A 20,932-nucleotide genomic window follows, 5' to 3' on the forward strand; every position below is an offset into this window, starting at 1 on the left:
CTCAGGACTCCGGGCCGAACACCTGGCGGATCTCGGACTCGCCCTCCCAGCCCGGCCAGGTCTGGCGATGCAGATCCATGAAACGTTTGGTCCAGTGGACGACCTCGTCGCGGGTGGCCACGTCGTAGACCGCGTACGCGCCGAGCGGCAGTCCGTCGTCTCGCGGCCCTTCGCTGACGGTCAGCGTCCCGGCGGAGACGGCGACCCGGGTAGCGGTTGCCACCGGCAACAGACCGGCAGTGTCGACCAGCACTCCGCTCCGGACCGCCTCCGCGCCGAGGGCGGCGATCCCCTCCGCCAGCTCCGGCGGTGGAAACCCGTAGTCCTCGGCGGCACGCAGTACGGCGATGAACCGCATCAGCGGGCCCGGCCGTCGTGCAGCATCCCGATCGACTTCTCGATCCGCCGATCCCGGGTCGCATCGGTCTTCGCGGACGTCACCTGCAGCACGTGCCACTGCTGCTTGCTGTAGCTCAGCGTCTCCCAGAACTCCTTGGCCTTCCCGTCCGCCGCCAACGCGGCCGCAAGCTCCTCGGGTACCTCGAGCACCCGCTCGGCCGTGTCGAGTTCGACGTCGACGTCCATCACCCCACCGGGTACGACGCCTGCCTCGGTACGGCGTTCAGCGCTGAAACCCAGCAGATAGCGGCCACTCATCCGGGTGATCGAGGTGCGGAAGGTGTAGCCGTTGACGGTGACGCTGACCTTCGGGTGACCGCCGCCGCCGAGCGCCTCGACGACGTCGGCGGGTACCTCGAAGCCGGCGGTGTTCTTGCCCGTGGACAAGAGTTCGGCAGTGAACTTCATCGGACCTCCTCCGTCCGAGCGTGGAGCATCAGGAGGGTCAACCAGGTCCAGCCGAGGATCACCGCGACCGTGAAGCCGAGGTTGCCGGGTGCCGTGCCGGCGCCGGCGGACAGGCCGAGGAGGCTGAGGAAGTAGACGACACCGGTGACCAGGGAGAAGCGAGACCAGCCGCGCTCGTTCTGGCGGGCGAACCGGCGGCTGAGCACGCAGCAGGCGACGATCAGGCCGATGAAGCCGATAGAGCCCGCGATGACATGACCGAGGCCGTGCCAGCTGACGCTGTCCGGGACTCCGGCGGGCGTGCCGATCGGGAAGCCGTCGACCGGGTCGGCCCGCATCAGGCCCGCGGCGGCGACACCGGCGCCGTACACGACGAGGCCGCCGACGGCCCAGCGCGAGCGCAGTCCGGCCTGGCGAAGCGCAAGGGCGCCGACGACCGTGAGCAGCCCGGTCACGACCATCATCGTCGAATGGATCCAGCCGCCGGTGCCGTTCGCGAGCAGACTCAACGCGTGCCGCCGGATGTCGAAACCATCGCGGACGATCGCCTCGATGGTTCCGATGCCGACGTACAGCGGGCCGGCGAGCGCGCCGGCGAGCAGGAGTGGTGGTGCGGATTGCTTCGTCATGGTCGTCATGGCGGCAAGCCTGGAGCGGACCACTTCAGAAAACCTTTGGAAGATCTAGTCTGAGGCGCATGCGTTTCGGCGTGCTGGGCCCGGTCACCGCGTGGACCGACGACGGCCAGGCGGTGCGGATCCCTGATCGCAAGGTGCGGGGGCTGCTGGCCGACCTGCTGCTGCACGCCGGCCGCCCGGTCGCCGTGACGACGCTCATCGACGATCTGTGGGGTGACGAACTACCCGGCAACCCGACCGCGACGCTGCAGACCCGGGTGTCCCAGTTGCGTCGCGCGCTGGAGGATGCCGAGCCGGGTGCTCGAGACCTCGTGCAGACCGGACCAGCCGGCTACCTGATCGCGGTGGCACCGGAGGCGGTCGACTCGGGCCGGTTCCGTGCCCTGGCCACTCGCGCCCGGCAGACCGGCAGCGCCCGGATGCGCGCCGCGACCCTCGCCGACGCGCTCACGCTGTGGCGCGGTCCGGCGTACGCCGATGTGGCGCAGGAAGCGTTCGCCCGGGCGACGATCGATCGGCTCGACGAGGAGCGGCTCGCGGTCCAGGAGGCGTACGCCGAAGCGCGGTTCCTGCTGGGTGAGCACGAGGAACTGGTCGCCGAGCTGGCGGAGCTGGTCGCGCGTCATCCGTTGCGGCAGCGGCTGCGCGCCGTCCAGATGAAGGCGCTGCATCGGTCTGGGCGGCAGGCCGAGGCGCTGGAGAGTTACGGCGACCTTCGAGATCGGTTGCGAGACGAGCTCGGGCTCGATCCGAGCGCAGAGCTGGTAGCGCTGCACCAGGAGATCCTGACCGAGGAGCCAGCTGCGACGGCCGCGGCGAAGAGCAACCTTCCGGCCGGGCTCACGGAACTGATCGGCCGGGATGCGGCGGTCGACGACGTGGTGGGGCAGCTCGAGTCCGCGCGGCTCGTGACGCTGACCGGCGCGGGTGGGGTCGGCAAGACGAGCCTCGCGCTCGCGGCCGCTCGTCGCGTCGACTCACCCGATGGCGTCTGGCTGGTGGAGTTGGCCGCGCTCGAGCCGGGCGCCTCCGCGCGCGAGTTGTCGACGCTGGTCGAGGCGACCGTGCAGCCGGGTGCCGACGTACTTGTTGTCCTCGACAATTGTGAGCACGTGATCGAGGCGGCCGCGGAGGTTGCGACCGGACTCCTGCGCTCGCCTGGTCTGCGGATTCTCGCGACCAGCCGCGAACCCCTGTCGATTGCCGGCGAACACCGGCGGCCGGTCCCTCCGTTGGACCTGCCGACAGCCGGCGCCGACGCGGCCGAGAGTGCGGCGGTCCAACTCTTCGTCGCCCGCGCCGAGGCCGCCGATCCGCGCTTCCGGCTGACCGCTGACAACACCGATGCGGTCATTGCGTTGTGCCAGCGGTTGGATGGTTTGCCCCTGGCGCTGGAGCTGGCCGCGATCCGGGTGGGCGCGATGGACGTGCACGACCTCGTCGACCGCTTCGACAACCGGTACCGCCAGCGCGGTCTGCCCGATCGGCAGCAGACCCTGTCGGCCATGGTCGAGTGGAGCTGGGACCTGCTCGGCGAACCTGAACGCGCCGTGCTGCGCCGGCTCGCACCACACCCCGGCGGATGCACGCTGGCCGCGGCCGAGGCGGTGTGCGCGGGTGACGGGGTACCGGTGGCTGAGGTTGCGGAGCTTCTGACCAGGCTCGTCGACCGGTCGCTCGTCGTCCGTGTGGATGGAACGTCGGGGTCGCGCTATCGGTTGCTGGAGACGGTCCGCGCGTTCTGCCTGCAGCGGTTGGGCGATGCCGGCGAGCTCGACGCGACGCGGCGCCGGTACGAGCGGTACTTCGAGGGATTGGCGCAGCACACCGAACCGCGGCTGTACGGACACAGCGACCTGTTTGCCTACCTGGGCGGGCTGTACGGCGAGACCGTCCCGCAGCGATCTGCGTCCACCGCGGCGTTGCGGCCGCGAATCGAGACCGTGGTGTCGCGCGACGGGACACCGATCGTGGTCGAGGTATACGGCGACAGCGGTCCGGCGATCGTGCTTGTCGGTGGAGCGCTGAACGACCGGCGGACCTTCATTCCCTTGGCGAAACGGTTGGCCGACGGGTTCACGGTCGCGACGTACGACCGTCGTGGACGCGGGGACAGTGGCGACGTGCAGCCGTGGGCGGTCGAGCGTGAGCTGGAGGACCTGGCCGCGGTCGTCGACGTCGTGGGAGGTTCGGCGTACGCGCTGGGTGTCTCGACGGGTGCCGTGTTCGCCGCGGAAGCCTCCGCGCAGGGGGTTCCGATCCGCGGGCTGCTGCTGATCGAACCCCCGTTCATCCTCGACGACACCCGCTCTGTGCCGGTCGATCTCGCGAACCGGCTGCAAGAGCTGGTCGCGCAGGACCGGTACGGCGACGCGACCGAACTGTTCCTGGTGACGGCCGTGGAGATGCCGGCAGAGGTGGTCGCACCGCTGCGGAACGCCCCGCTGTGGAAGGACCTGGAGGCACTGGCCCCGACGCTTGTGTACGACGTACTGCTGATGGACGACTTCACGATCCCGGCTCACTGGGCGACCGCGATCACCGTGCCGGCGCTGGTGATCGACGGCGGGCAGAGCCGAGATTGGCGGCGCAACACCGCGCGGATCGTGGCGGACCTGCTGCCGCACGGCCGGCGGCTGACGATGGACGGTCAGCCGCACGATGTCGACCCGGAGGTGTTCGGCCCGATCGTGGCGGAGTTCATCACCGGAAGCTGAGCATGTCGAGACGGCCGGAGTGACTCCGACGTACCGGACGTGTGAGCTGATCGGCAGCTCGACGGACTCAGGAGACACTGTGGCTCAGCCCGTTCTGAACAGCATGTTGCTCGGCAGTGCCGACCCCGACCGGTTGAAGGCCTGGTACCGCGACGGCTTCCACGCGGAGGTCGACGGCTACGGCAACCTGAACCTCGGCGGGTTCGGCCTGGTCGTCGAGCACCGCGACGACGTCGCCGTGAAGACCGCCGAGCCTGGCCGGTGCATCGTGAACTTCGCCGTCGACGACATCGAGGCGACGGCCGCGCACCTGCGCACGCTCGAGGTGGAGTGGCTGGTCCAGCCGGAGGACCGCGGCGTCGGCTGGTTCGCGACGCTGATCGATCCGGACGGCAACTACGTCCAGCTGATCCAGATGCGGCCGCAGTACTACGCCAACCTCTGACCAACGAAACGTCCGCACCGGACCTTGGGGATCCCGGTGCGGACCTGGTTCTCGGTTTCAGGTGGTGCTGTCAGGCGCATGTATGCAGGGGAGAAACGGCGGCAAGCGAGGGGCAGACTGCCCACACTCGCTTGCCGCCCGAACCCGATGCCTTCAGATTGATCGAGGTGAGGTTCTCGACCGGCCGCGTTCCGGGTGGGTTGTCTGGTGAGAAACGGAACGCGAGAAGGTACCGGGGGCTTTCTCAGCGGGGTGCTACGTCCCACATGCGCTCGCCGGGCAGGGGGTCGGGGAGCCGGTCCACGGCGGGCATCGGGTCGTTGGTGACCCGAAGTCCGGCGAAGCGACGGCTCATGGCGTGTGCGTACCGTTCGGCCAACGCCGGCTCGGCGTTGTAGTCGGCGATCACGTGCTCACCGAACCAGACTCGGACGCGTCGGCGCTCAGACGTCTGGGTGGCGGTGGCGGTTGTCACTGGTCCTCCTGGCTGTCTTCGAGATGTGCGGCCTGGGAACGCGGAGCGAGCGCGGTGCCGGTGCGCCGTGTGTTCACCGTCACGTCAGATCCAACGGAGGACGCGGACGCTAAGTCACGCCTCGATGGCGATTTGTCCGGCTGCGGGCAAACTTTTTCGAGACCGGGCAGGACCCAATTCTTCGAGCAGGTTTTCGACTGTCGTGATCGTCAGTCGAACGGCCCGCGCACGGAGACGCCGCCGTCCAGCACGACCTGCTGGCCGGTCATGTACGCCGAAGCGTCCGAGGCCAGGTAGACGACGGCAGCAGCCACCTCTTCCGACCTGCCGAACCGGCCCACCGGGATCTCCTCGACGACGTCGGCGTCCACGTTCTCGTTGGCCACGGCGGTCGCGATCGCACCGGCCGCCGCGACGTTCATCCGGATGCCGTCGCCGGCGTACTCGGCTGCGACCGTCCGGGCCAGGCTGAGCAGTCCCGCCTTCATCACGCCGTACGCCGCTTGGTGTGGTGCCGCCATGAAGCCGGTCACCGAGCCGACGCTGACGATCGCGCCGCCGCTGCCCTGGTCGAGGAACACCCGTAGCGCTGCCCGGACCGCGCGCGCCACGTAGCGGAGGTTGACCTCGTAGATGGTGTCCCAGTCCTCGTCGGCCATCTCGTGCAGCTTGACCGCCGGCACGAACGCGACCTGCCCGCCGACCACCGTGACCAGCACGTCGAGCCCACCGAGATTTTCGACCGCTGCGGCAACCATCGCCTCGACGTCCTGCAGTGAACGGACATCCCCGGTCACGGCGTACGCCGTCGCGCCGTGCTGGCGCAGCGCCTCGGCCGCCTCTTCGGCTCGGCCGAGGTCGATGTCCGCGACGGTCACCGCGGCTCCCTCGGCCCCGAAAGCCGCACTGACGGCGCGTCCGATCCCGCCGCCGCCTCCACCGATCACCAGTGCTCGTTTGCCGTTCAGCCGCATGCCCGCGAGGGTAGATGATCGAGGCGTTCAGATTCACAGGGTTTCCTCAGGAACGACACGCCGGGCTGTCGGAACGACTCCGTACGCTGGAGACGTGACCATCGAAGACGCTGGAACGAAGGCACTGGCGGTCCCTGAACGAGTGGCCGACGGAGTCGTGCAACCATCCGATCGGGTCCAACCCAACGGCCTCGAGGCTGTCCAGACCGAGCACTTGATCGGCAATGTCGGCGACGCACTCCGTCTGCTCGACGCGGTGGAGCGAGTCCGCGGCCACGCGCATCCACTCATCCTCGGCCTGCAGGACGCGGTCGGGATGAAGATGCCGGCCGCGCTGATGCTGAACGCGATCGCGAACGGCCGCCGCACCGCCGACGACGTGGCGGAGCAGGTCGGGACGACGCCGGGCGAGGCGGAGCTGGCGATCGCCGAGCTCGAGGCCCTCGGCATGGTCCGGACCAACCCGGGGCTCGCGGTGACGTCGCTGGGTCAGGCGCGGCTGTCACAGCTGGACGGCCTGACGGTCCGCGTTCTCGACGTGATCACAGGGATTCTTGGGCCGACCGACGCGGCCCACCTGGTCCGTCTCCTGCACACCGTTGCCGACGGCCTCGAATCCGCCGCGGTCACGGCCACCGTCACGCAGGCGATCCCACAGGTGGCTCTGCACAACTGAGTTCGCCGCGGTGTCGAAGAGCCCTCGACAGCCTCGACGTACCTGATATCAGGGAGTCAACCAGGAGGTTCGAGATGTTCAAGGACACCAAGGCGTTCAGCGGGTTCTCCGTGGACGACATCGCGACCGCGAAGGAGTTCTACGGGAGCACGCTGGGTCTGACCGTCGGCGAGGAGAACGGGATGCTGCAGCTGCAGATCTCAGGCGGCATCCCGATCCTCGTCTACCCGAAGCAGGATCACGTGCCGGCCGAGTACACCGTCCTCAACTTCCCCGTCGCGGACATCACGTCGACCGCGCGTGAGCTGACGGATCGCGGCGTGACGTTCGAGCGGTACAACGACGACCAGGACGAGCTCGGTGTCTACCGTGGCGTCGGCCCACTCATCGCCTGGTTCAAGGACCCGGCCGGCAACGTCTTGTCGATCATTCAGGAATGAGGGATCGGGTCGTCGTACTGGCCTAGGCGGCCCTTGTAGCGCACGCCGTTGAGGTACGGCCAGGCGTACGCCGTGCAGCCGTGGAGACCGAGGGTTTGCTGCTGCATAACCGGTGCCGGCTGGCCCGGGCGCGGGCAGAGTTCGTGGCCGCGGCCGAGCCGGTGCCCGGTCTCGTGATTGATCATGTACTGCCGGTACGTCGTCAGCGGTGCACCGAAGTTCGGTACGCCGTGCACCCAGCGGGCGACGTTGAGGACAACGCGGTCCCCGATCCGGCAACTGGTGTAGCGATCCGGCGCGGCACCGCAGATCGTGTCGCGCGTCTCCGGCGTGACCAGCATCAGCTTGAAGTCCGGCGTCTCGCCCGGCCCGACCTGCCGGAACCGCCATTGCCCCTGCGACGCCCAGCCTTGCGGAGCGCCGTACGTCGCCCGCACGAACTGCGCCAGCTCAGTGCGATCGATCCCCTTGATGCCACCCTCGATCGCGATCTGGAACGTCAGCAAGGTCCCGGCCCGCCCGATCACCGCCGGATTCTCAGGCAGAACGGCGTACGACTGTGTCCCGCGCATCGGGTACGTGATCACCGGCTTCGGCGTGGCCGGCACCGGCGTCTCACCAGGTGCAGCTGTTCTGGACAGCTGCGGTACGACGCCTTGCGCGGACGCCTGCGCGCTCTCGGCACCCGGCTTCGACGGGTAGCCGTGGCGGGCGAACGGGCTGGCCGGCAGCTCGTACAGGGCCCCGATCGCGACCACCACAGCGGCGGCGAGCCCGATCGTCCTGACAACACTCCAGCGGCGCATCCGGCGAGCTCCTCACGACACCCCGGCGGGCGTCTTCTCACTCTCCTCTTGCCACTGTGCCCCGAAACCCTTCTCAATCCACAGCTGGGACGAAGAAGCACCTGCGGGTCAGCGAGTCAGGTGCAGACGCAGAGCCGGGTAGCGGGCCTCGCTGAAGCCGAGCTCCCGGTAGAGCTCGATGCCCAGATCGGTCGCGTGCAGCTCGACCACGCCCACAGGGGTCTCGTCGCGGAACCAGTCCATCAGCGCGCCGACGCACGCCCGCGCGAGGCCGCGGCGCCGGAAGTCCGGCTCAGTGCTGACGTTGTACAGGTGACCGCGGTACGTGCTGAGGTCCTTCGGGCCCGGCGGGTGGACGAGTACGTCGCCCGCCGCGCCCGCGACCACGCCGGCTGCCGGGTCATCCACGACGTACGCCGCGAACATGTCCGGGGCCGCGAGCCGCTCGGCGAACCAGGCCAGCGCGATCGGCCGCCAGGGAGCGTCCGGTCCGCCGATGTCTGTGCCCATCGCGGCGAGCATCAATCCACGGAGCCGGACCAATGCCTCTGCGTCGTCCGGCTTCGCCCGTCGTACCTGAATGTCGGTCACCTGGAAGATCATGCCAACTTTTTGCCGCCCGGGTGAATCGAAGGAAGTGGACGCGCACCGGGGACGCGTCCACCTGTCCTGCCGTCGACCGCCGAGTGGAGCCCATGTCCTCGAGCAGCAGAGCCCGCCGTGCCGCTGGCTCCACACGAGCCCGGAGGGCAAGGCCCCGCCGGCACACCTCGGTCGCCGCTGCCTGTCTCGCGGTCCTCGGCGCGCTCCTGCCAGGGACGGCGTACCTGGTCGCCCGCCGGTTCCGCCTCGGTACCGCCGTGACGATGCTCAGCCTCGCCGGGTACGCCGCAGCGGCGTACGTCGGACTGAAGCGCCGGGACGACGTGATCGCGTGGGCCCTCGACCCGACCCTGCTGCTGTGGATGGTGGCCGGCCTGGCCGCGGTCGCGCTCCTGTGGGTCGTCGTCCTGGTCACGTCGTACAAGATGTTGCGCCCGCTGGCCGCTGGGCCCGGTGCGCGGATGTTCGGGTCGCTGGTGATCGGGCTGGTCTGCTTCGGGATGGCAGCCAGTACGGCGATGGGCGCGGAGACCCTGATGGCGCAGCGCAGCCTGGTCCAGAAGGTGTTCGGCGGGGAGGAGTCGAAGAGCCAGACCCGGCCGACGATCACCGCGAAGAAGAACGTCTGGGACCAGTTGCCGCGGCTGAACGTGCTGCTGCTCGGCGCGGACGACGGCGCGGACCGGGACGGCGCGCGGACCGACACCGTCATCGTGGCCAGCATCGACACCAAAACCGGTGACACCGCGCTGATCTCGCTGACGCGGAACTTCATGCGGATGCCGTTCCCCGCCGACTCACCGCTGTACGAGAAGTATCCGACCGGATTCTGGGATCCGAGGAAGGGCGACACCGAGCAGTCGGACTACTACCTGGACGCGATGTACCGGATGATCCCGCAGAAGTACCCCGGCATCCTCGGTCCGTCGGACAACGAGGGCGCCGACGTGCTCAAGCTGTCGGTGGGCGAGGCGGTCGGGCTGAAGCTGCACTACTACGTGCAGATCAACGTCATCGGGTTCTCGCAACTCGTTCAGGCGCTCGGTGGGATCAAGGTCAACATCAACTACCCGGTCCCGGTCGGGGGCGACGACGACAAGCACATCCCGCCGAGCCGCTACCTGCAGCCCGGACCGGACCGGGAACTGAACGGCTTCGACGCGATGTGGTTCGCCCGCGGCCGCTACCGCGTGCCGGGCGCGGACCTGGCCCGGCAGGCCCGGCAGCGTTGCACGATCAAGGCGATCGTCGAGCGGGCGACCCCGCAGAACGTGCTCGCCAACTACCAGTCGATCGCGAAGGCCGGCGAGCAACTGATCCGGACCGACATCCCGCAGAACCTGCTGCCGGAGTTCGTCACCCTCGGCCAGCGGGTGAAGTCGGCGAAGATCACCAACATCGACCTGGACAAGAAGAAGAACTTCCCGAACGGGCGCAACCCGAACTACGCGGGAATGCGCGAGATCATCGAACGCGCCCTGAACCCGGCGGCGGCCCCCAAGCCGCACCCGACGACGACGGCCCCTACTCGCAAGCCGACGACCACCAAGACCACTCCTGGGGACCTGGCGGACGACTGCGCCTACCATCCGACCAGCTGAGGCCGGGGTCAGGCGTAGCGGACGCCGAGACCGCCGTCGACGGCCCAGTTGGCGCCGGTGACGAAGGCGGCGGCTTCGGAGGCGAGGAAGCAGACCACCTCGGCGACGTTCTCCGGCGTACCGATCCGGCCGAGCGGGTGGACGCCGAGCGCCTTCTCGCGTTCGCCCGGGATCGTGTCGAAGAACTCCTCGAGCAGGTCGGTGCCGATGTAGCCCGGGCTGACCGCGTTCACCCGGACGTTGTGCTCGGCAACATCCAGCGCGAGTGACCGGGTCATCCCGACCAGGCCGGACTTGGCCGCGGCGTACGGGAACATCCCCGCGGTGGTCAGCTGCGAGTGGATCGACGCGATGTTCACGACCGACCCGTGCCGGTTCGCGATCATTGCCGGGAGCACCTGTCGCGCCATCAGCCAGGCGCCCTTCAGATCCACGTCGAACACGCTGTCCCACTCGGCCACCGTCATCTTGGTCGCGTCGGCGTACGCGTTCTTGCCGGCGTTGTTGACCAGCACGGTGACCGGCTGCCCGAGGTCGTTCGTCAGTTTGTCCACCGCGTGCCGTACGGAAGCCTCGTCGGTGATGTCCCCCACCGCGGCCGCGGCCTTCGCGCCGGACTCCTGCAACTCCGCGGTCGTTGCGGTCAACTGATCCGCCAGTACGTCGACCAGCCCCACGGCCGCGCCTTCGGCAGCCGCCTTCACCGCCACCGCTCGCCCGATCCCCCGAGCAGCCCCCGTCACCAGCACAACTTCGTTCGCCAACCGTCCAGTCAACACAGTCTCCTCACGCTCGCCCGTCCCCCGACCCTAATCCGCCCCGGGCTGTCGCGGCGGCTACCTGCGCGTAGTGGACAGCCATGGCCTGGTTCATGGGTTGTCGTAGGAGGACCAGTTGGTGGTAGAGGGGGGCGGTTGCGGTCATGACGACCTGGTGGGGCTCGGTTGACGAGGGAACCTCGCCTCGGGCCATGGCCCGGCGTACGACGGTCTCCGTCCGGGTGTAGCGGTCGGCCCAGAAGTGAGTGAGTGCGTCGGCGGCCTCCGGCGTACGGAAGGAGGCGGCGATCACCGCTTGAGTGACGGACGGACGGGCGGTGAGCGCGGCGAACACCTCGCGGTTGATCGCGATCAGATCGCCCTCGAGCGAGCCCGTGTCGGCAGGCGCCCAGGCATCATCCGCGCCGGCCTGGAGCAGATCGACGAGCAGGCCCGCAACGGTCTTCCACCGGCGATAGACAGTCGTCCGGTGTACGCCGGACCGCGCCGCGACCGCATCGATCGTCAACCCGTCGTACCCGTGCTCGGCCAACTCGACCTCGACCGCAACGAGCACGTCCGCCCGCACCCGCGCCGTCCGTCCGCCCGGCCTGCTTGCGCGTTCCGCGTCCGTCATGACACGATCTTAATGCAACATCAGTCGCATTAGTGAAGGAGATTTGCCTTGTCACTCGCTGAGTTCACCGTCGCCGGCCCGAACGAGGGCCCGTACGGCGTCGCTGTCGTCGACGGCGCGGTGTGGACGACGCTGGTCCACGCCGGCGTGGTCGCGCGCCTTTCGCGGTCTGCGGACCGAGCTCCGGGTGATCGGTTCGATCTCGATGCACCTGGTTCGCGGCCGAGTGTGATCGTGCCAGGACCCGACGGCGCCGTCTGGTTCACCCGCAACGGAGACGACCACCTCGGCCGGATCGATGCTGAGGGCAATATTTCGGCGTTCGCGGCGGCCGGGGCGCCGTACGGCCTGTGTGTGGGACCGGACGGCGCTTTGTGGTGCACGTTGATGACTACGGATCAGTTGGCCCGCATCACAGTCGACGGCGAGGTCACGACGTACCCGATCGGAACCAGTGGCGGGTTCCCGGCGATGATCACGGCCACCGACGAGCTGTGGTTCACACTCAACCAAGGCAACGCGATCGGCCGCATGACCACGAGCGGCGAGGTCACGACCTATCCCCTGCCGACTGCGACCGCCGGACCCGTCGGGATCAGCGCCGGACCCGACGCGGTGTGGTTCGTGGAGATCGTCGCCGACCAGGCCGGGCGGATCGCGGCCGACGGGACGATCGAGGAGTTCCCACTCCCCGAAGGATCCAAGCCCCACGCGGTCGTGGCGACCGACGACGGCGGCTGCTGGATCACCTTGTGGGGTACGCATGCGCTGGCCCAACTCGATGCTGACGGCAACCTCATTACCCAGGTCCCGCTAGGCGACGGCTCCGAGCCGCACGGTTTGGCGGTCGACGCCGACGGCTCGGTCTGGGTAGCCCTCGAGACGGGCGCCCTCGCCCATTTTCAGAGCACGCCGGTGTAGGTCAGGGCGAACGTGCCGCACGGGAGGAGGAAGAGCGACGCGAGCACGATGATCCCCTTGAACGACTGCCGCGGACCGATCAGCTTCGGGTACGCCGCAACCAGGACCGGCACCATCACCAACTCCAGCGGGAGCATGCTGCGCGGGATGATCGTTCCGGTCGCGGCCAGCACGACCGAGAGCGTTGCGGCGGCGATCCAGGCGCCGTACCCGATCAGGTACGTCGTCCGCGCGCCGAAGCGCACCGCGATCGTGTGATAGCCGGCGGCTCGGTCCGCGTCCAGATCGGCGAGAGTTGTTGGTAGGTAAAGTCCCACTGCGGCGAGTGTTCCCTGCAGGCCCATCAGCCAGGGGAAGTCGCCGAGGTCGGGGTTGATCGCGGCCCAGCCGGCGAGCGGCCCGAACGCGCCGAGGGCGAGGGCGTTGACCGCGACGTCGAAGCCGGCGCGAGTCTTCAGCCGGATCGGCGGGACGCTGTAGGCGTACCCGAGGAGCACTGCCAGCAGGACACCGAGCGCGAACACGATGCCGACATGCAGGCTGACCCCGACGGCCGCGACCGCGGCGGCGAACGCGAGACGCTTGGCCGCCCGCAGCGTGATCCGTCCGTCGAGGAGCGGGGACTTCGCCTTGCGCGGGTTGAGGCGATCGCTGGGCAGGTCGTACGCGTCGTTCACAGCCAGCACCGCCAGCCACACCAGCGGCCCCATCACCACCGCACCGACAATCAGCCGAGGCCACTCCTCGAGCGGCGGCACCAGGCGGTGCGTCGCGAGCAGGATGCCCACGTAGTACGGAACCACCGACACTGCCCAGAAGGCCGGCCGTCCCACCGCAATGACATCCCGAACCCTGGGCCCGACCGTCCGAACCGCCACCGACGTGGTCACACCTTCACTGTCCACCCACCTCGGCCCACCACGCCTCCACCCGAGGAGTGAACCGCCTCACGCCTCCGGGTGACTGTGGCGCATCCCACCTGCCTCTCCCGAAATCTGACAGTGCTGTTATATTTGATGCAACAGCACTGTTATATCTGGTCGGAGGAGCGTGTATGTACGCCGAGACAGAGCCGTACGACCAGGGGATGCTCGACGTCGGCGACGGGCACCGCGTCTACTGGGAGGTCTGCGGCAACCCGGACGGGAAGCCCGCAGTGGTGATCCACGGCGGCCCGGGGTCCGGTGCCGGCGCCTGGTGGCGGCGGTACTTCGACCCGGCGAAGTACAAGGTTGTCCTGATGGACCAGCGGAACTGCGGCCGCAGTACGCCGGACGCCGCCGAACCTGACGTGGACCTCAGCACCAACACGACCGCCCACCTGATCGCAGACCTCGAGCAGCTCCGCCAACAGCTCGGCATCGAGAAGTGGCTGCTGCTCGGCGCTTCCTGGGGCGCGACGCTCGGTCTCGCGTACGCCGAACAGCACCCCGAGTCGGTGTCCGAGATCGTGCTGTTCAGCGTCACGAACACGACCCGGCGTGAGGTCGACTGGATCACCCGGGACATGGGCCGCGTCTTCCCCGAGGAATGGGAGAGGTTCCGCGACGTCGTACCCGTGGACCAGCGGGACGGGAACCTGGCCCTCGCCTACAGCCGACTGCTGCACGACCCGGATCCCGCGGTTCGGGAGAGGGCCGCCCGGGCTTGGTGCGACTGGGAGGACACCCATATCGCGACGCACCCGAACTACAAGCCGGACCCAAGGTACGACGACCCCGTCATCCGGATGCGGTTGGCCCGGCTCGTCACCCACTACTGGGGGCACGCTGCCTGGCTGGACGAGGACGTGCTGGTTCGCGAGGCCGGGAAGCTGGCCGGCATTCCCGGGGTCCTGATCCACGGTCGGCTCGACATCAGCAGCCCGCCGGACGTCGCCTGGCGGATGGCGCAGGCCTGGCCGGACGCGGAGCTTCATCTGCTCGAACAGGCCGGCCACGGCGCCGGCGGAGTGGGCATGCGGGAGCTGATCCTGGCGGCGCTGGACCGGTTCGCCGATCAGCGCGAGCACGTGCACGACAGGGCAAAGATTTGATCACTGATCTTTACAACGATTACTCGCGCCGGAACCCTTGGGTGGCATGACTCTGACCCGCCCGGAGCTCGTGACCGACTACACCCTCAGCCGGTCCGACATCGCGCACTTCGCCGAGCACGGCTTCGTCAAGCTGAAGAATGTGCTCAGCCCCGAGACCATCGCGGCGTACGAGCCGGAGATCACCGGCAAGGTGATCGAACTGAACACCCAGGACCTCCCGCTGGACGAGCGCGACACCTACGGGAAGGCGTTCCTGCAGGTGATGAACCTGTGGCAGGACAGCGAACAGGTGCTGGACTTCGTCTCGTCACCGCGGCTGGCCCGGATCGCGGCACAGCTGCTGGGCGTGCAGTCGGTCCGGCTGTACCACGACCAGGCGCTCTACAAGGAGTCCGGCGGTGGCGTCACGCCGTGGCATGCGGATCAGTACTACTGGCCGTTCGCGACCGACCGGTGCGTGACGGTGTGGGTGCCACTGCAGGAGACACCGATGGAGATGGGCCCGCTGTCGTTCGCCGCGGGCAGCCACGTCTTCGAGCACGGCCGGGACCTGCCGATCAGCGACGAGTCCGAACAAGTCCTGCAGGAAGCGCTGGCCGAGCAGAACTTCGCTGAGGTCTCCGAGCCGTACGAGCTCGGCGAGGTCAGCTACCACCTCGGCTGGACCTTCCACCACGCGCCGCCGAACACCACCGACGTACCGCGGCGCGTGATGACGATCATCTACGTCGACGCCGCCATGGAGATCGCCCCGCCGGTCAACAGCTTCCAGGAGGCCGACCTCGCCACCTGGATGCCCGGCAACGAGCCCGGCGAGCCGATCTCCTCGCCCCTGAACCCGGTTCTGTACTGACAGGTCACCCGGGAGCCGGCCACACAAAGCGCGTGCGCTCTGTACCTATTGGTATGTACGATCCCGCCATGGACATCGATCGCCTACCGTTCCCCCGCACTGTCGCCTCCGACGCCTGGATCACCGGCCCGGCCTGGATCGAGAGCGTCGTACGACCCGGCCCGGCGCCGTCGACGCAGATCGACAGCGTCACGTTCGCCCCAGGCGCGCGCACCCGTTGGCATCGCCACGACGGCGAGCAGGTGCTGGTCGTGACCGCAGGCATCGGCCTTGTCCAGCGCGAAGGCGGCCCGGTGGAGGCGATCCGGACCGGCGATCGCGTCCGGATCAAGCCCGGCGAGTGGCATTGGCACGGCGCCAGGACGACGTCCTCGATGACCCATCTGGCGATCGAGCACCTCCCGCACGAGGGCGAGTGCGCCGAGTTCGGCGAGATAGTCGGGACGCTGCCCGGCGAGCCGGAGCCGGCAGCCGTGAGCCGAGTCGTCGTTCTCGACCAGGAGTTGCCGGACGATCTCGCGGTACGGCGGGTCGAGGTCCGCCGGATCACCATCGAGCCGAACGGGCTCGCGGGCGCGCATGTCCACAACGGACCGGTGTTCGGCAGCATCGAGACCGGCTCGGTCAGGTACCAGGTGGCGGACGACGAGGAGCGCGTACTCAGGCCCGGTGATGTGTTCTACGAGCCGGCGAGCGAGCGCATCTCCCACTTCGACGCCCTCGAGGACGGCGTGACGTTCCTGGCCTACTTCCCCCTCACCACCGGCCAGGACGCGACCCTCGACATGCTCTAAAGCGTCCGCTTCTGGGGATAGATCGTCTCGCCTCGCGCCAACTGCTCGACGTACAGTGCGATCCGCTTCGCCCTGGTGTCGGCCCGCTTCGCCTCGTTGACCCGGTGGACGACCGCGAAGCGGTTCGCACTGGTGAGGATCTCGAACATCGCCTGGGCCCGGGGCTCCGCGGCCAATGCCTCGACCAGGTCCGTGGGGATTTCCAGCGCACTCGAGCCGCCGTACGCCTTGTCCCAGCGCCCGTCCGTCTTGGCTCGCTCGACCTCGGCGCGGCCGGCCGGAAGCATCCGGCCTTCGCGTTCCATCCGGGCGACGAGGCCGACGTTCCGCTGCGACCACAGGCTGCGCGACCGCCGCGGCGTGTAGCGCTGGACGAACGTGTGCTGGTCGCGCCCCTTGCGCTGACCGTCGATCCAGCCGTGGCACAGCGCCTCCTCGAGCGCCTGGTCGTAGGTGAGGCTCGTCGGCGTGGTCACGTTCTTCTTCGCCAGCACCAGCCAGACACCGTCGGGCTCACCATGGTGCTCGGCGAGCCAGGCATGCCAGCCGGCCGCGTCCGCGACGATCAGCTCGGCAGTCATGAGGCGGCCGCGGTGTAGCGGGCGGCGAGGTGGTGCGCGGCGTCGATCAGCTCGGCCGGGCCGACGAACTCGAGGTCGCACTCGAACATGCCGAAGGTTGCGGCCAGTCCGGTCCACGACCAACTGCTCAGCGTCAGCCGGCAACTCGACGCCGTAACCTCCTCGACGATCGCCCCACCGCCGGCCCACTGGACGATGTCGGACGCCTTCGCCTGCAGGATCGCCTCGCCCGTGCACGGCAATTGACCCCGGCCCTTGAACTTGCCGGAGATGTACGTCGCGATGTCCGGCGCGGGCAGGTCACGCGGCGTGAACCGCGGACCGGTCGGCGTCTTCGGTGTCATCCGATCCACCCGGAACGTCCGCCAGTCCTTCCGGTCGAGGTCCCAGCCGACCATGTACCACCGCCCACCCCACGTCACGAGATGATGCGGCTCGACCTTCCGGGGTGGGACGAACTCGTCCGACGCACCCGGTGAGGCGTAGTCGAAGCGCAGTACCTCGTGCGCCCGGACCGCCATGCCGACCGCGATCAGTTGGTCGGAGTCGACCGCCGTACGACGTCTGTCGGCGTACTTGTCGACCGTCGTGACCTGGAGTGCGTCGACGCGTTGGCGCAACCTGGCGGGCATCACCTGGCGGACCGTGGCGAGCGCGCGCAACGCGCCCTCCTCGATCCCGGTGACCGTGGTGGTCGCGGTCTGCAGGGCGACCGCGACCGCGATCGCCTGATCGTCGTCGAACAGCAGCGGCGGCAGGTCCGCTCCCGCATCCAGGCGGTAGCCGCCATCCGGTCCCTTGGACGCGCGCACGGGGTAGCCGAGGTCGCGCAACCGGTCGACGTCGCGGCGGACCGTACGCGGGCTGACCTCGAGTCGTTCGGCCAGCAGCGCGCCCGGCCAGTCGCGGCGGGCCTGCAGCAGGGACAGCAGCGAGAGGAGTCGGGCCGAGGTTTCGGACATGACTCCAGATTGCCAGAAGAAGCGGCCACAACCTGTCCGCTACTGCTGGAAATGTCTGAGGCATCAAGCCAAGACCGAAGGAGACATCGTGATCAGCACCCGACAGCTCACCCGCGACTTCGTGGTGAGCCGTACCGAGACAGTGCACGCGGTTCGCGGCATCAGCCTGGACGTCGAGCCCGGCGAACTGGTCGCCGTCCTCGGCCCGAACGGCGCCGGCAAGACCACCACGCTGCGGATGCTCACCACCCTGATCACCCCGACGTCGGGGACGGCGACGGTCGCCGGGTACGACGTGACCGCGCAGCCCGGCCAGGTACGCCGCCGGATCGGGTACGTCGGCCAGGGCAACGGCGCGGGCCACAACCAGCGGGCCGGCGACGAACTGGTCGGCCAAGGCGTCATCTACGGACTCGACCGGCGTGCTGCCAAGCGCCGTACCGGGGAACTGCTGGAAGCGCTCGAGCTGACCGAACTCGCCGGCCGCAAGGTGTCCGAACTGTCCGGGGGTCAGCGTCGCCGGCTCGATGTCGCGATGGGACTCGTTCATGCGCCGAAACTGCTGTTCCTGGACGAGCCGTCGACCGGTCTCGACCCACAGAACCGCGCGAACCTGTGGGACCACATCCTGCGGATGCGCGAGCAGTACTCGATGACGATCGTGCTGACCACGCACTACCTGGACGAGGCCGACTCGATGGCCGAGCGGGTCGTCGTGGTCGACCACGGCGAGGTGATCGCGGACGACACCGCCAATGCACTCAAGGCCAAGCTGGCCGGCGACCGGCTCGCCATCACCGTTGCTCCAAGCAACCTTTCGAAGCTGGCCGAGCTGGCGGAGAAGTTGCCGGGCGCCCGCGAAGTGGTTGCCGTCGGCGACGAGCTCAGTGTCCGGGTCGCGGACGGTCCGGCGGCACTGCCCGAACTGATCACAGCAGCCCAGCAGTACGGCGTACCGATCGCGGCGGCGCAGGTGCATCGCCCGACCCTCGATGACGTGTTCCTCAACCTCACCGGCCGCAGCCTGCGCGAGACGGATGTTGCGACCAACGGAAAGGCCGCCTGATGACCACCCTCACCCTGTCCACCGTCGACCTTGCCCCGACTCAGGACCAGCCGGCGCGCAGCCTGGTGCGCGATATCCGGATCGTGATGACGCGCGAACTCAAGCCGGTACTGCGGGATCCGTTCTCCTTGTTGTTCGGGATGATCCAGCCGCTGGTGTTCCTGGTCCTGTTCGGGCCGCTGCTGTCCGGGTCGATGGGCGGTGCGTTCGGCGACGGCGTCTGGCAGTGGTTCGTGCCGTCGATCCTGGTGATGACGACCCTGTTCGGTACGTCGACCACCGGCGCGAACCTGCTGTTCGAGTTCCAGACCGGCGCGCACGAACGGATGCTGGTCACGCCGCTGTCGCGATCGTCGCTGCTGATCGGCCGGGCGCTGAAGGAGATGGTGCCGCTGTTCGGCCAGGCGGTCATCGTGATCGCGGTGATGACGCCGTTCGCGTTCGACCTGCACCTCGGTGGCGCGGTGGTCGGGATGGCGCTGCTGGCGGTGTTCGGGATCGGGCTGGGCGCGTTCAGCTACGCGCTGGCGATCGCGGTCCGCAAGCAGGACTGGATGTTCTGGGTGGTGCAGCAGACGTTCCTGTTCCCGGTGATGATCCTGTCCGGGATGTTGCTGCCGCTGGAGACCGGGCCGGGCTGGATGAAGGTCGCGGCGAAGTTCGATCCGCTCTCGTACGTCGTCGACGCGGAACGGGCACTGTTCTCCGGCGACGTACTGACCACCGCGGTGCTCTGGGGCTGGGTCGCCGCGATCGTCACCTCCGCCCTCGGGCTGACCGTCGGCATCCGGTCGATGCTCCGCTCGGCCGGCTGACCCAATTGGGTCACTGGCTCTCCTGAGCCGCTCGCGAGGCCATAAGTCACCTACGGTAGCGGACAGATCACCCACCGCCCACAAGGAGATCTGATGAGGCCCCGCCCTGCGCTTCTGACCATGTTCAGTTCCCTGGCCGTCGCCGCGCTCGCAGCCACGAGCGCGGCGGCCGCCGTACCTCCCTCTCCCGACGGATCCCGCGCCCCGGCCGTGCAGGCCGCGACCGACACCGACGGCGACGCCCTCCCCGACGCCTGGGAGACAGGAGGGTACGACGCCAACGGTGACGGCGTGGTCGACGTCGACCTGCCCGGGATGGGCGCGACGCCGAACAAGAAGGACCTGTTCGTCGAGATGGACTACATGGACGGCCGGCTCGCCAGTGCGACCGCGCTCGACCGGATCGTGCAGGTCTACGCCACCGCCCCGGTCAGCAACCCGGACGGCAGCACCGGCATCCGGGTCCACCTCGACGCCGGCTCCGCCCGCGGAACGAAGTACGACCTCGGCGGCGGCAACCAGGTCCCGTACGACGCCGACCTCAACCCGTCGGCCACCCAGACCAACGCGATCAAGGCCGCGAACTTCGCCTCGGTGCGCAAGGCGGTCTTCTACTACATGATCTGGGGCGACAGCTACGACGGCGGCTGCAGCAGCGGTCAGGCCTTCAACATCCCGAACGACACGTTCATCGTCACGGTCGGCCCGAAGTGCAGCTGGAACGCGACCGACAACTACAACGTCGGCACGTTCGTGCACGAGTTCGGCCACAACATCGGCCTGAAGCACGGCGGCACCGACAACGTGAACTACAAGCCGAACTACCTGAGCGTGATGAACTACTTCTTCCAGCTCGGCGGCGTCCTGAAGTCCGACGGGAGCCTCTACTGGGGCTACTCGAACGTCGCCCCGCCGGCGCTGAACGAGCCCAGCTTGAAGGAGTCGGCCGGCCTCGGTAGCTCCGCAGCGGCGTTCAAGACGATGTGGAAGTGCCCGAACGGTTCGAACCGTACGACGTCCGCCGCGGCCAGCGGCCCGATCGACTGGAACTGCGACGGTGACACCGCGGACACCACGGCGGCCGACATCAACGACGACAACGCCACCACGAGGCTGACCGCCCAGAACAACTGGGCCAGCCTGATCTTCGGCGGCGGGGCCGTCGGTGGAGGCACCACGGTCCAGCCCAAGGCAGGCACGGGCGAGATCGAGGAACTCACCCACGACGAGTGGACCGCGATGCAGCACTGACCCGGACCGCCAGCACTCCGCCTGGGTGGCGAGGTGGTGAACGCGGACGCGATGCAGGTGTACCGCGGCATGGA

General features: G+C 68.6%; 24 protein-coding genes. 12 read left to right on the forward strand and 12 right to left on the reverse strand.

The window, feature by feature from the left end:
- Nucleotide 1 precedes the first annotated feature (1 nt).
- Genes AB0I34_RS36020 through AB0I34_RS36030 form a run of 3 tightly spaced genes read right to left on the reverse strand, consistent with a single transcriptional unit; the run spans nt 2 to nt 1,445 of the window.
- Nucleotides 2–358 (reverse strand): hypothetical protein, encoded by a 357-nt coding sequence (locus AB0I34_RS36020; RefSeq protein ID WP_360454167.1) that lies wholly within the window; start codon nt 356–358, stop codon nt 2–4.
- The gene (locus AB0I34_RS36025) at nt 358–807 is read right to left on the reverse strand and encodes a YdeI/OmpD-associated family protein (protein ID WP_360454170.1); all 450 of its coding nucleotides are present in this window, start codon (nt 805–807) and stop codon (nt 358–360) included. The genes AB0I34_RS36020 and AB0I34_RS36025 overlap by 1 nt, the downstream gene beginning before the upstream one ends.
- The gene (locus tag AB0I34_RS36030) at nt 804–1,445 is read right to left on the reverse strand and encodes a DUF998 domain-containing protein (RefSeq protein WP_360454173.1); all 642 of its coding nucleotides are present in this window, start codon (nt 1,443–1,445) and stop codon (nt 804–806) included. Before AB0I34_RS36030 ends, AB0I34_RS36025 begins: the two co-directional genes overlap by 4 nt.
- A gap of 59 nt (nt 1,446–1,504) precedes the next feature.
- Here AB0I34_RS36030 and AB0I34_RS36035 point away from each other — a divergent pair, with 59 nt between their 5' ends.
- Both AB0I34_RS36035 and AB0I34_RS36040 read left to right on the forward strand, forming a co-directional pair.
- The gene (locus AB0I34_RS36035; RefSeq protein WP_360454176.1) at nt 1,505–4,162 is read left to right on the forward strand and encodes a BTAD domain-containing putative transcriptional regulator; all 2,658 of its coding nucleotides are present in this window, start codon (nt 1,505–1,507) and stop codon (nt 4,160–4,162) included.
- Nucleotides 4,163–4,241: 79 nt separating this feature from the next.
- Nucleotides 4,242–4,607 carry a VOC family protein gene (locus AB0I34_RS36040; RefSeq protein WP_360454179.1) on the forward strand — a complete coding sequence of 122 codons (366 nt, stop codon included), beginning with the start codon at nt 4,242–4,244 and terminating at the stop codon, nt 4,605–4,607.
- 244 nt (nt 4,608–4,851) lie between these two features.
- Here AB0I34_RS36040 and AB0I34_RS36045 read toward each other — a convergent pair whose 3' ends face one another.
- On the reverse strand, nt 4,852–5,082 hold the full coding sequence (locus AB0I34_RS36045; protein ID WP_012924486.1) for a hypothetical protein: 231 nt from the start codon (nt 5,080–5,082) through the stop codon (nt 4,852–4,854).
- Nucleotides 5,083–5,291: 209 nt separating this feature from the next.
- Nucleotides 5,292–6,056 (reverse strand): SDR family oxidoreductase, encoded by a 765-nt coding sequence (locus AB0I34_RS36050; RefSeq protein ID WP_360454182.1) that lies wholly within the window; start codon nt 6,054–6,056, stop codon nt 5,292–5,294.
- Nucleotides 6,057–6,150: 94 nt separating this feature from the next.
- Here AB0I34_RS36050 and AB0I34_RS36055 point away from each other — a divergent pair, with 94 nt between their 5' ends.
- The gene (locus tag AB0I34_RS36055; RefSeq protein ID WP_360454185.1) at nt 6,151–6,732 is read left to right on the forward strand and encodes a MarR family transcriptional regulator; all 582 of its coding nucleotides are present in this window, start codon (nt 6,151–6,153) and stop codon (nt 6,730–6,732) included.
- A gap of 74 nt (nt 6,733–6,806) precedes the next feature.
- Complete coding sequence (locus AB0I34_RS36060) at nt 6,807–7,172, forward strand: VOC family protein (RefSeq protein WP_360454188.1); 366 nt, start codon at nt 6,807–6,809, stop codon at nt 7,170–7,172.
- Here AB0I34_RS36060 and AB0I34_RS36065 read toward each other — a convergent pair.
- Nucleotides 7,163–7,978, reverse strand: a complete 816-nt coding sequence (locus tag AB0I34_RS36065) for a DUF3152 domain-containing protein (protein WP_360454191.1) — start codon at nt 7,976–7,978, stop codon at nt 7,163–7,165. The genes AB0I34_RS36060 and AB0I34_RS36065 overlap by 10 nt on opposite strands.
- A 108-nt stretch (nt 7,979–8,086) precedes the next feature.
- Nucleotides 8,087–8,569, reverse strand: a complete 483-nt coding sequence (locus tag AB0I34_RS36070; protein ID WP_360454194.1) for a GNAT family N-acetyltransferase — start codon at nt 8,567–8,569, stop codon at nt 8,087–8,089.
- Between the two features lie 104 nt (nt 8,570–8,673).
- On the opposite strand from AB0I34_RS36070, the gene AB0I34_RS36075 reads away from it, so the two are divergent.
- Nucleotides 8,674–10,182 (forward strand): LCP family protein, encoded by a 1,509-nt coding sequence (locus tag AB0I34_RS36075; RefSeq protein ID WP_360454197.1) that lies wholly within the window; start codon nt 8,674–8,676, stop codon nt 10,180–10,182.
- Between the two features lie 8 nt (nt 10,183–10,190).
- On the opposite strand, the gene AB0I34_RS36080 is transcribed toward AB0I34_RS36075, so the two are convergent.
- Together AB0I34_RS36080 and AB0I34_RS36085 are read right to left on the reverse strand one after the other, a co-directional pair.
- Complete coding sequence (locus AB0I34_RS36080) at nt 10,191–10,961, reverse strand: glucose 1-dehydrogenase (RefSeq protein WP_360454200.1); 771 nt, start codon at nt 10,959–10,961, stop codon at nt 10,191–10,193.
- A 7-nt stretch (nt 10,962–10,968) separates the two neighbouring features.
- Nucleotides 10,969–11,577, reverse strand: a complete 609-nt coding sequence (locus tag AB0I34_RS36085) for a TetR/AcrR family transcriptional regulator (RefSeq protein ID WP_360454203.1) — start codon at nt 11,575–11,577, stop codon at nt 10,969–10,971.
- 48 nt (nt 11,578–11,625) lie between these two features.
- On the opposite strand from AB0I34_RS36085, the gene AB0I34_RS36090 reads away from it, so the two are divergent.
- Nucleotides 11,626–12,498 (forward strand): virginiamycin B lyase, encoded by an 873-nt coding sequence (locus tag AB0I34_RS36090; protein ID WP_360454206.1) that lies wholly within the window; start codon nt 11,626–11,628, stop codon nt 12,496–12,498.
- Here AB0I34_RS36090 and AB0I34_RS36095 read toward each other — a convergent pair.
- Nucleotides 12,480–13,388 carry a UbiA family prenyltransferase gene (locus AB0I34_RS36095; RefSeq protein WP_360454209.1) on the reverse strand — a complete coding sequence of 303 codons (909 nt, stop codon included), beginning with the start codon at nt 13,386–13,388 and terminating at the stop codon, nt 12,480–12,482. The genes AB0I34_RS36090 and AB0I34_RS36095 overlap by 19 nt on opposite strands.
- A 164-nt stretch (nt 13,389–13,552) precedes the next feature.
- On the opposite strand from AB0I34_RS36095, the gene pip reads away from it, so the two are divergent.
- The 3 genes from pip (at nt 13,553) to AB0I34_RS36110 (ending at nt 16,183) form a co-directional block, all read left to right on the forward strand.
- Nucleotides 13,553–14,533: a prolyl aminopeptidase gene (gene pip / locus AB0I34_RS36100; protein WP_360454212.1), complete on the forward strand. Its 981-nt coding sequence runs from the start codon at nt 13,553–13,555 to the stop codon at nt 14,531–14,533.
- 46 nt (nt 14,534–14,579) lie between these two features.
- Nucleotides 14,580–15,389, forward strand: coding sequence for a phytanoyl-CoA dioxygenase family protein (locus AB0I34_RS36105; RefSeq protein ID WP_360454215.1), 810 nt, complete (start codon nt 14,580–14,582; stop codon nt 15,387–15,389).
- Between the two features lie 68 nt (nt 15,390–15,457).
- Nucleotides 15,458–16,183, forward strand: coding sequence for a cupin domain-containing protein (locus AB0I34_RS36110; protein ID WP_360454218.1), 726 nt, complete (start codon nt 15,458–15,460; stop codon nt 16,181–16,183).
- Here AB0I34_RS36110 and AB0I34_RS36115 read toward each other — a convergent pair.
- Together AB0I34_RS36115 and AB0I34_RS36120 are read right to left on the reverse strand one after the other, a co-directional pair.
- A complete protein-coding gene (locus tag AB0I34_RS36115; protein ID WP_360454221.1) occupies nt 16,180–16,764 on the reverse strand; it encodes a YdeI/OmpD-associated family protein in 585 nt (194 codons plus the stop codon). The two genes, AB0I34_RS36110 and AB0I34_RS36115, sit on opposite strands and share 4 nt — an antisense overlap.
- The gene (locus AB0I34_RS36120; RefSeq protein ID WP_360454226.1) at nt 16,761–17,726 is read right to left on the reverse strand and encodes a WYL domain-containing protein; all 966 of its coding nucleotides are present in this window, start codon (nt 17,724–17,726) and stop codon (nt 16,761–16,763) included. Before AB0I34_RS36120 ends, AB0I34_RS36115 begins: the two co-directional genes overlap by 4 nt.
- 88 nt (nt 17,727–17,814) lie before the next feature.
- Between AB0I34_RS36120 and AB0I34_RS36125 the strand changes: the two genes are divergently transcribed.
- The 3 genes from AB0I34_RS36125 (at nt 17,815) to AB0I34_RS36135 (ending at nt 20,858) form a co-directional block, all read left to right on the forward strand.
- Nucleotides 17,815–18,792, forward strand: coding sequence for an ATP-binding cassette domain-containing protein (locus tag AB0I34_RS36125; RefSeq protein WP_360454229.1), 978 nt, complete (start codon nt 17,815–17,817; stop codon nt 18,790–18,792).
- Entirely contained in the window at nt 18,792–19,607 is an 816-nt protein-coding gene (locus AB0I34_RS36130) for an ABC transporter permease (protein WP_360454232.1), read from the forward strand. Before AB0I34_RS36125 ends, AB0I34_RS36130 begins: the two co-directional genes overlap by 1 nt.
- A gap of 93 nt (nt 19,608–19,700) precedes the next feature.
- Nucleotides 19,701–20,858, forward strand: a complete 1,158-nt coding sequence (locus tag AB0I34_RS36135) for a hypothetical protein (protein ID WP_360454235.1) — start codon at nt 19,701–19,703, stop codon at nt 20,856–20,858.
- Nucleotides 20,859–20,932: the final 74 nt, after the last annotated feature.

The organism is Kribbella sp. NPDC050281 (assembly GCF_040655855.1).
Lineage (GTDB): Bacteria > Actinomycetota > Actinomycetes > Propionibacteriales > Kribbellaceae > Kribbella.

Bases quoted from the DNA above. Each gene is read 5' to 3' on its own strand.
- AB0I34_RS36020 (WP_360454167.1), bottom strand. From the start codon at position 358: ATGCGGTTCATCGCCGTACTGCGTGCCGCCGAGGACTACGGGTTTCCA.
- AB0I34_RS36025 (WP_360454170.1), bottom strand. From the start codon at position 807: ATGAAGTTCACTGCCGAACTCTTGTCCACGGGCAAGAACACCGCCGGC.
- AB0I34_RS36030 (WP_360454173.1), bottom strand. From the start codon at position 1,445: ATGACGACCATGACGAAGCAATCCGCACCACCACTCCTGCTCGCCGGC.
- AB0I34_RS36035 (WP_360454176.1), top strand. From the start codon at position 1,505: ATGCGTTTCGGCGTGCTGGGCCCGGTCACCGCGTGGACCGACGACGGC.
- AB0I34_RS36050 (WP_360454182.1), bottom strand. From the start codon at position 6,056: ATGCGGCTGAACGGCAAACGAGCACTGGTGATCGGTGGAGGCGGCGGC.
- AB0I34_RS36060 (WP_360454188.1), top strand. From the start codon at position 6,807: ATGTTCAAGGACACCAAGGCGTTCAGCGGGTTCTCCGTGGACGACATC.
- AB0I34_RS36065 (WP_360454191.1), bottom strand. From the start codon at position 7,978: ATGCGCCGCTGGAGTGTTGTCAGGACGATCGGGCTCGCCGCCGCTGTG.
- AB0I34_RS36075 (WP_360454197.1), top strand. From the start codon at position 8,674: ATGTCCTCGAGCAGCAGAGCCCGCCGTGCCGCTGGCTCCACACGAGCC.
- AB0I34_RS36085 (WP_360454203.1), bottom strand. From the start codon at position 11,577: ATGACGGACGCGGAACGCGCAAGCAGGCCGGGCGGACGGACGGCGCGG.
- pip (WP_360454212.1), top strand. From the start codon at position 13,553: ATGTACGCCGAGACAGAGCCGTACGACCAGGGGATGCTCGACGTCGGC.
- AB0I34_RS36105 (WP_360454215.1), top strand. From the start codon at position 14,580: ATGACTCTGACCCGCCCGGAGCTCGTGACCGACTACACCCTCAGCCGG.
- AB0I34_RS36110 (WP_360454218.1), top strand. From the start codon at position 15,458: ATGGACATCGATCGCCTACCGTTCCCCCGCACTGTCGCCTCCGACGCC.
- AB0I34_RS36115 (WP_360454221.1), bottom strand. From the start codon at position 16,764: ATGACTGCCGAGCTGATCGTCGCGGACGCGGCCGGCTGGCATGCCTGG.
- AB0I34_RS36120 (WP_360454226.1), bottom strand. From the start codon at position 17,726: ATGTCCGAAACCTCGGCCCGACTCCTCTCGCTGCTGTCCCTGCTGCAG.
- AB0I34_RS36130 (WP_360454232.1), top strand. From the start codon at position 18,792: ATGACCACCCTCACCCTGTCCACCGTCGACCTTGCCCCGACTCAGGAC.
- AB0I34_RS36135 (WP_360454235.1), top strand. From the start codon at position 19,701: ATGAGGCCCCGCCCTGCGCTTCTGACCATGTTCAGTTCCCTGGCCGTC.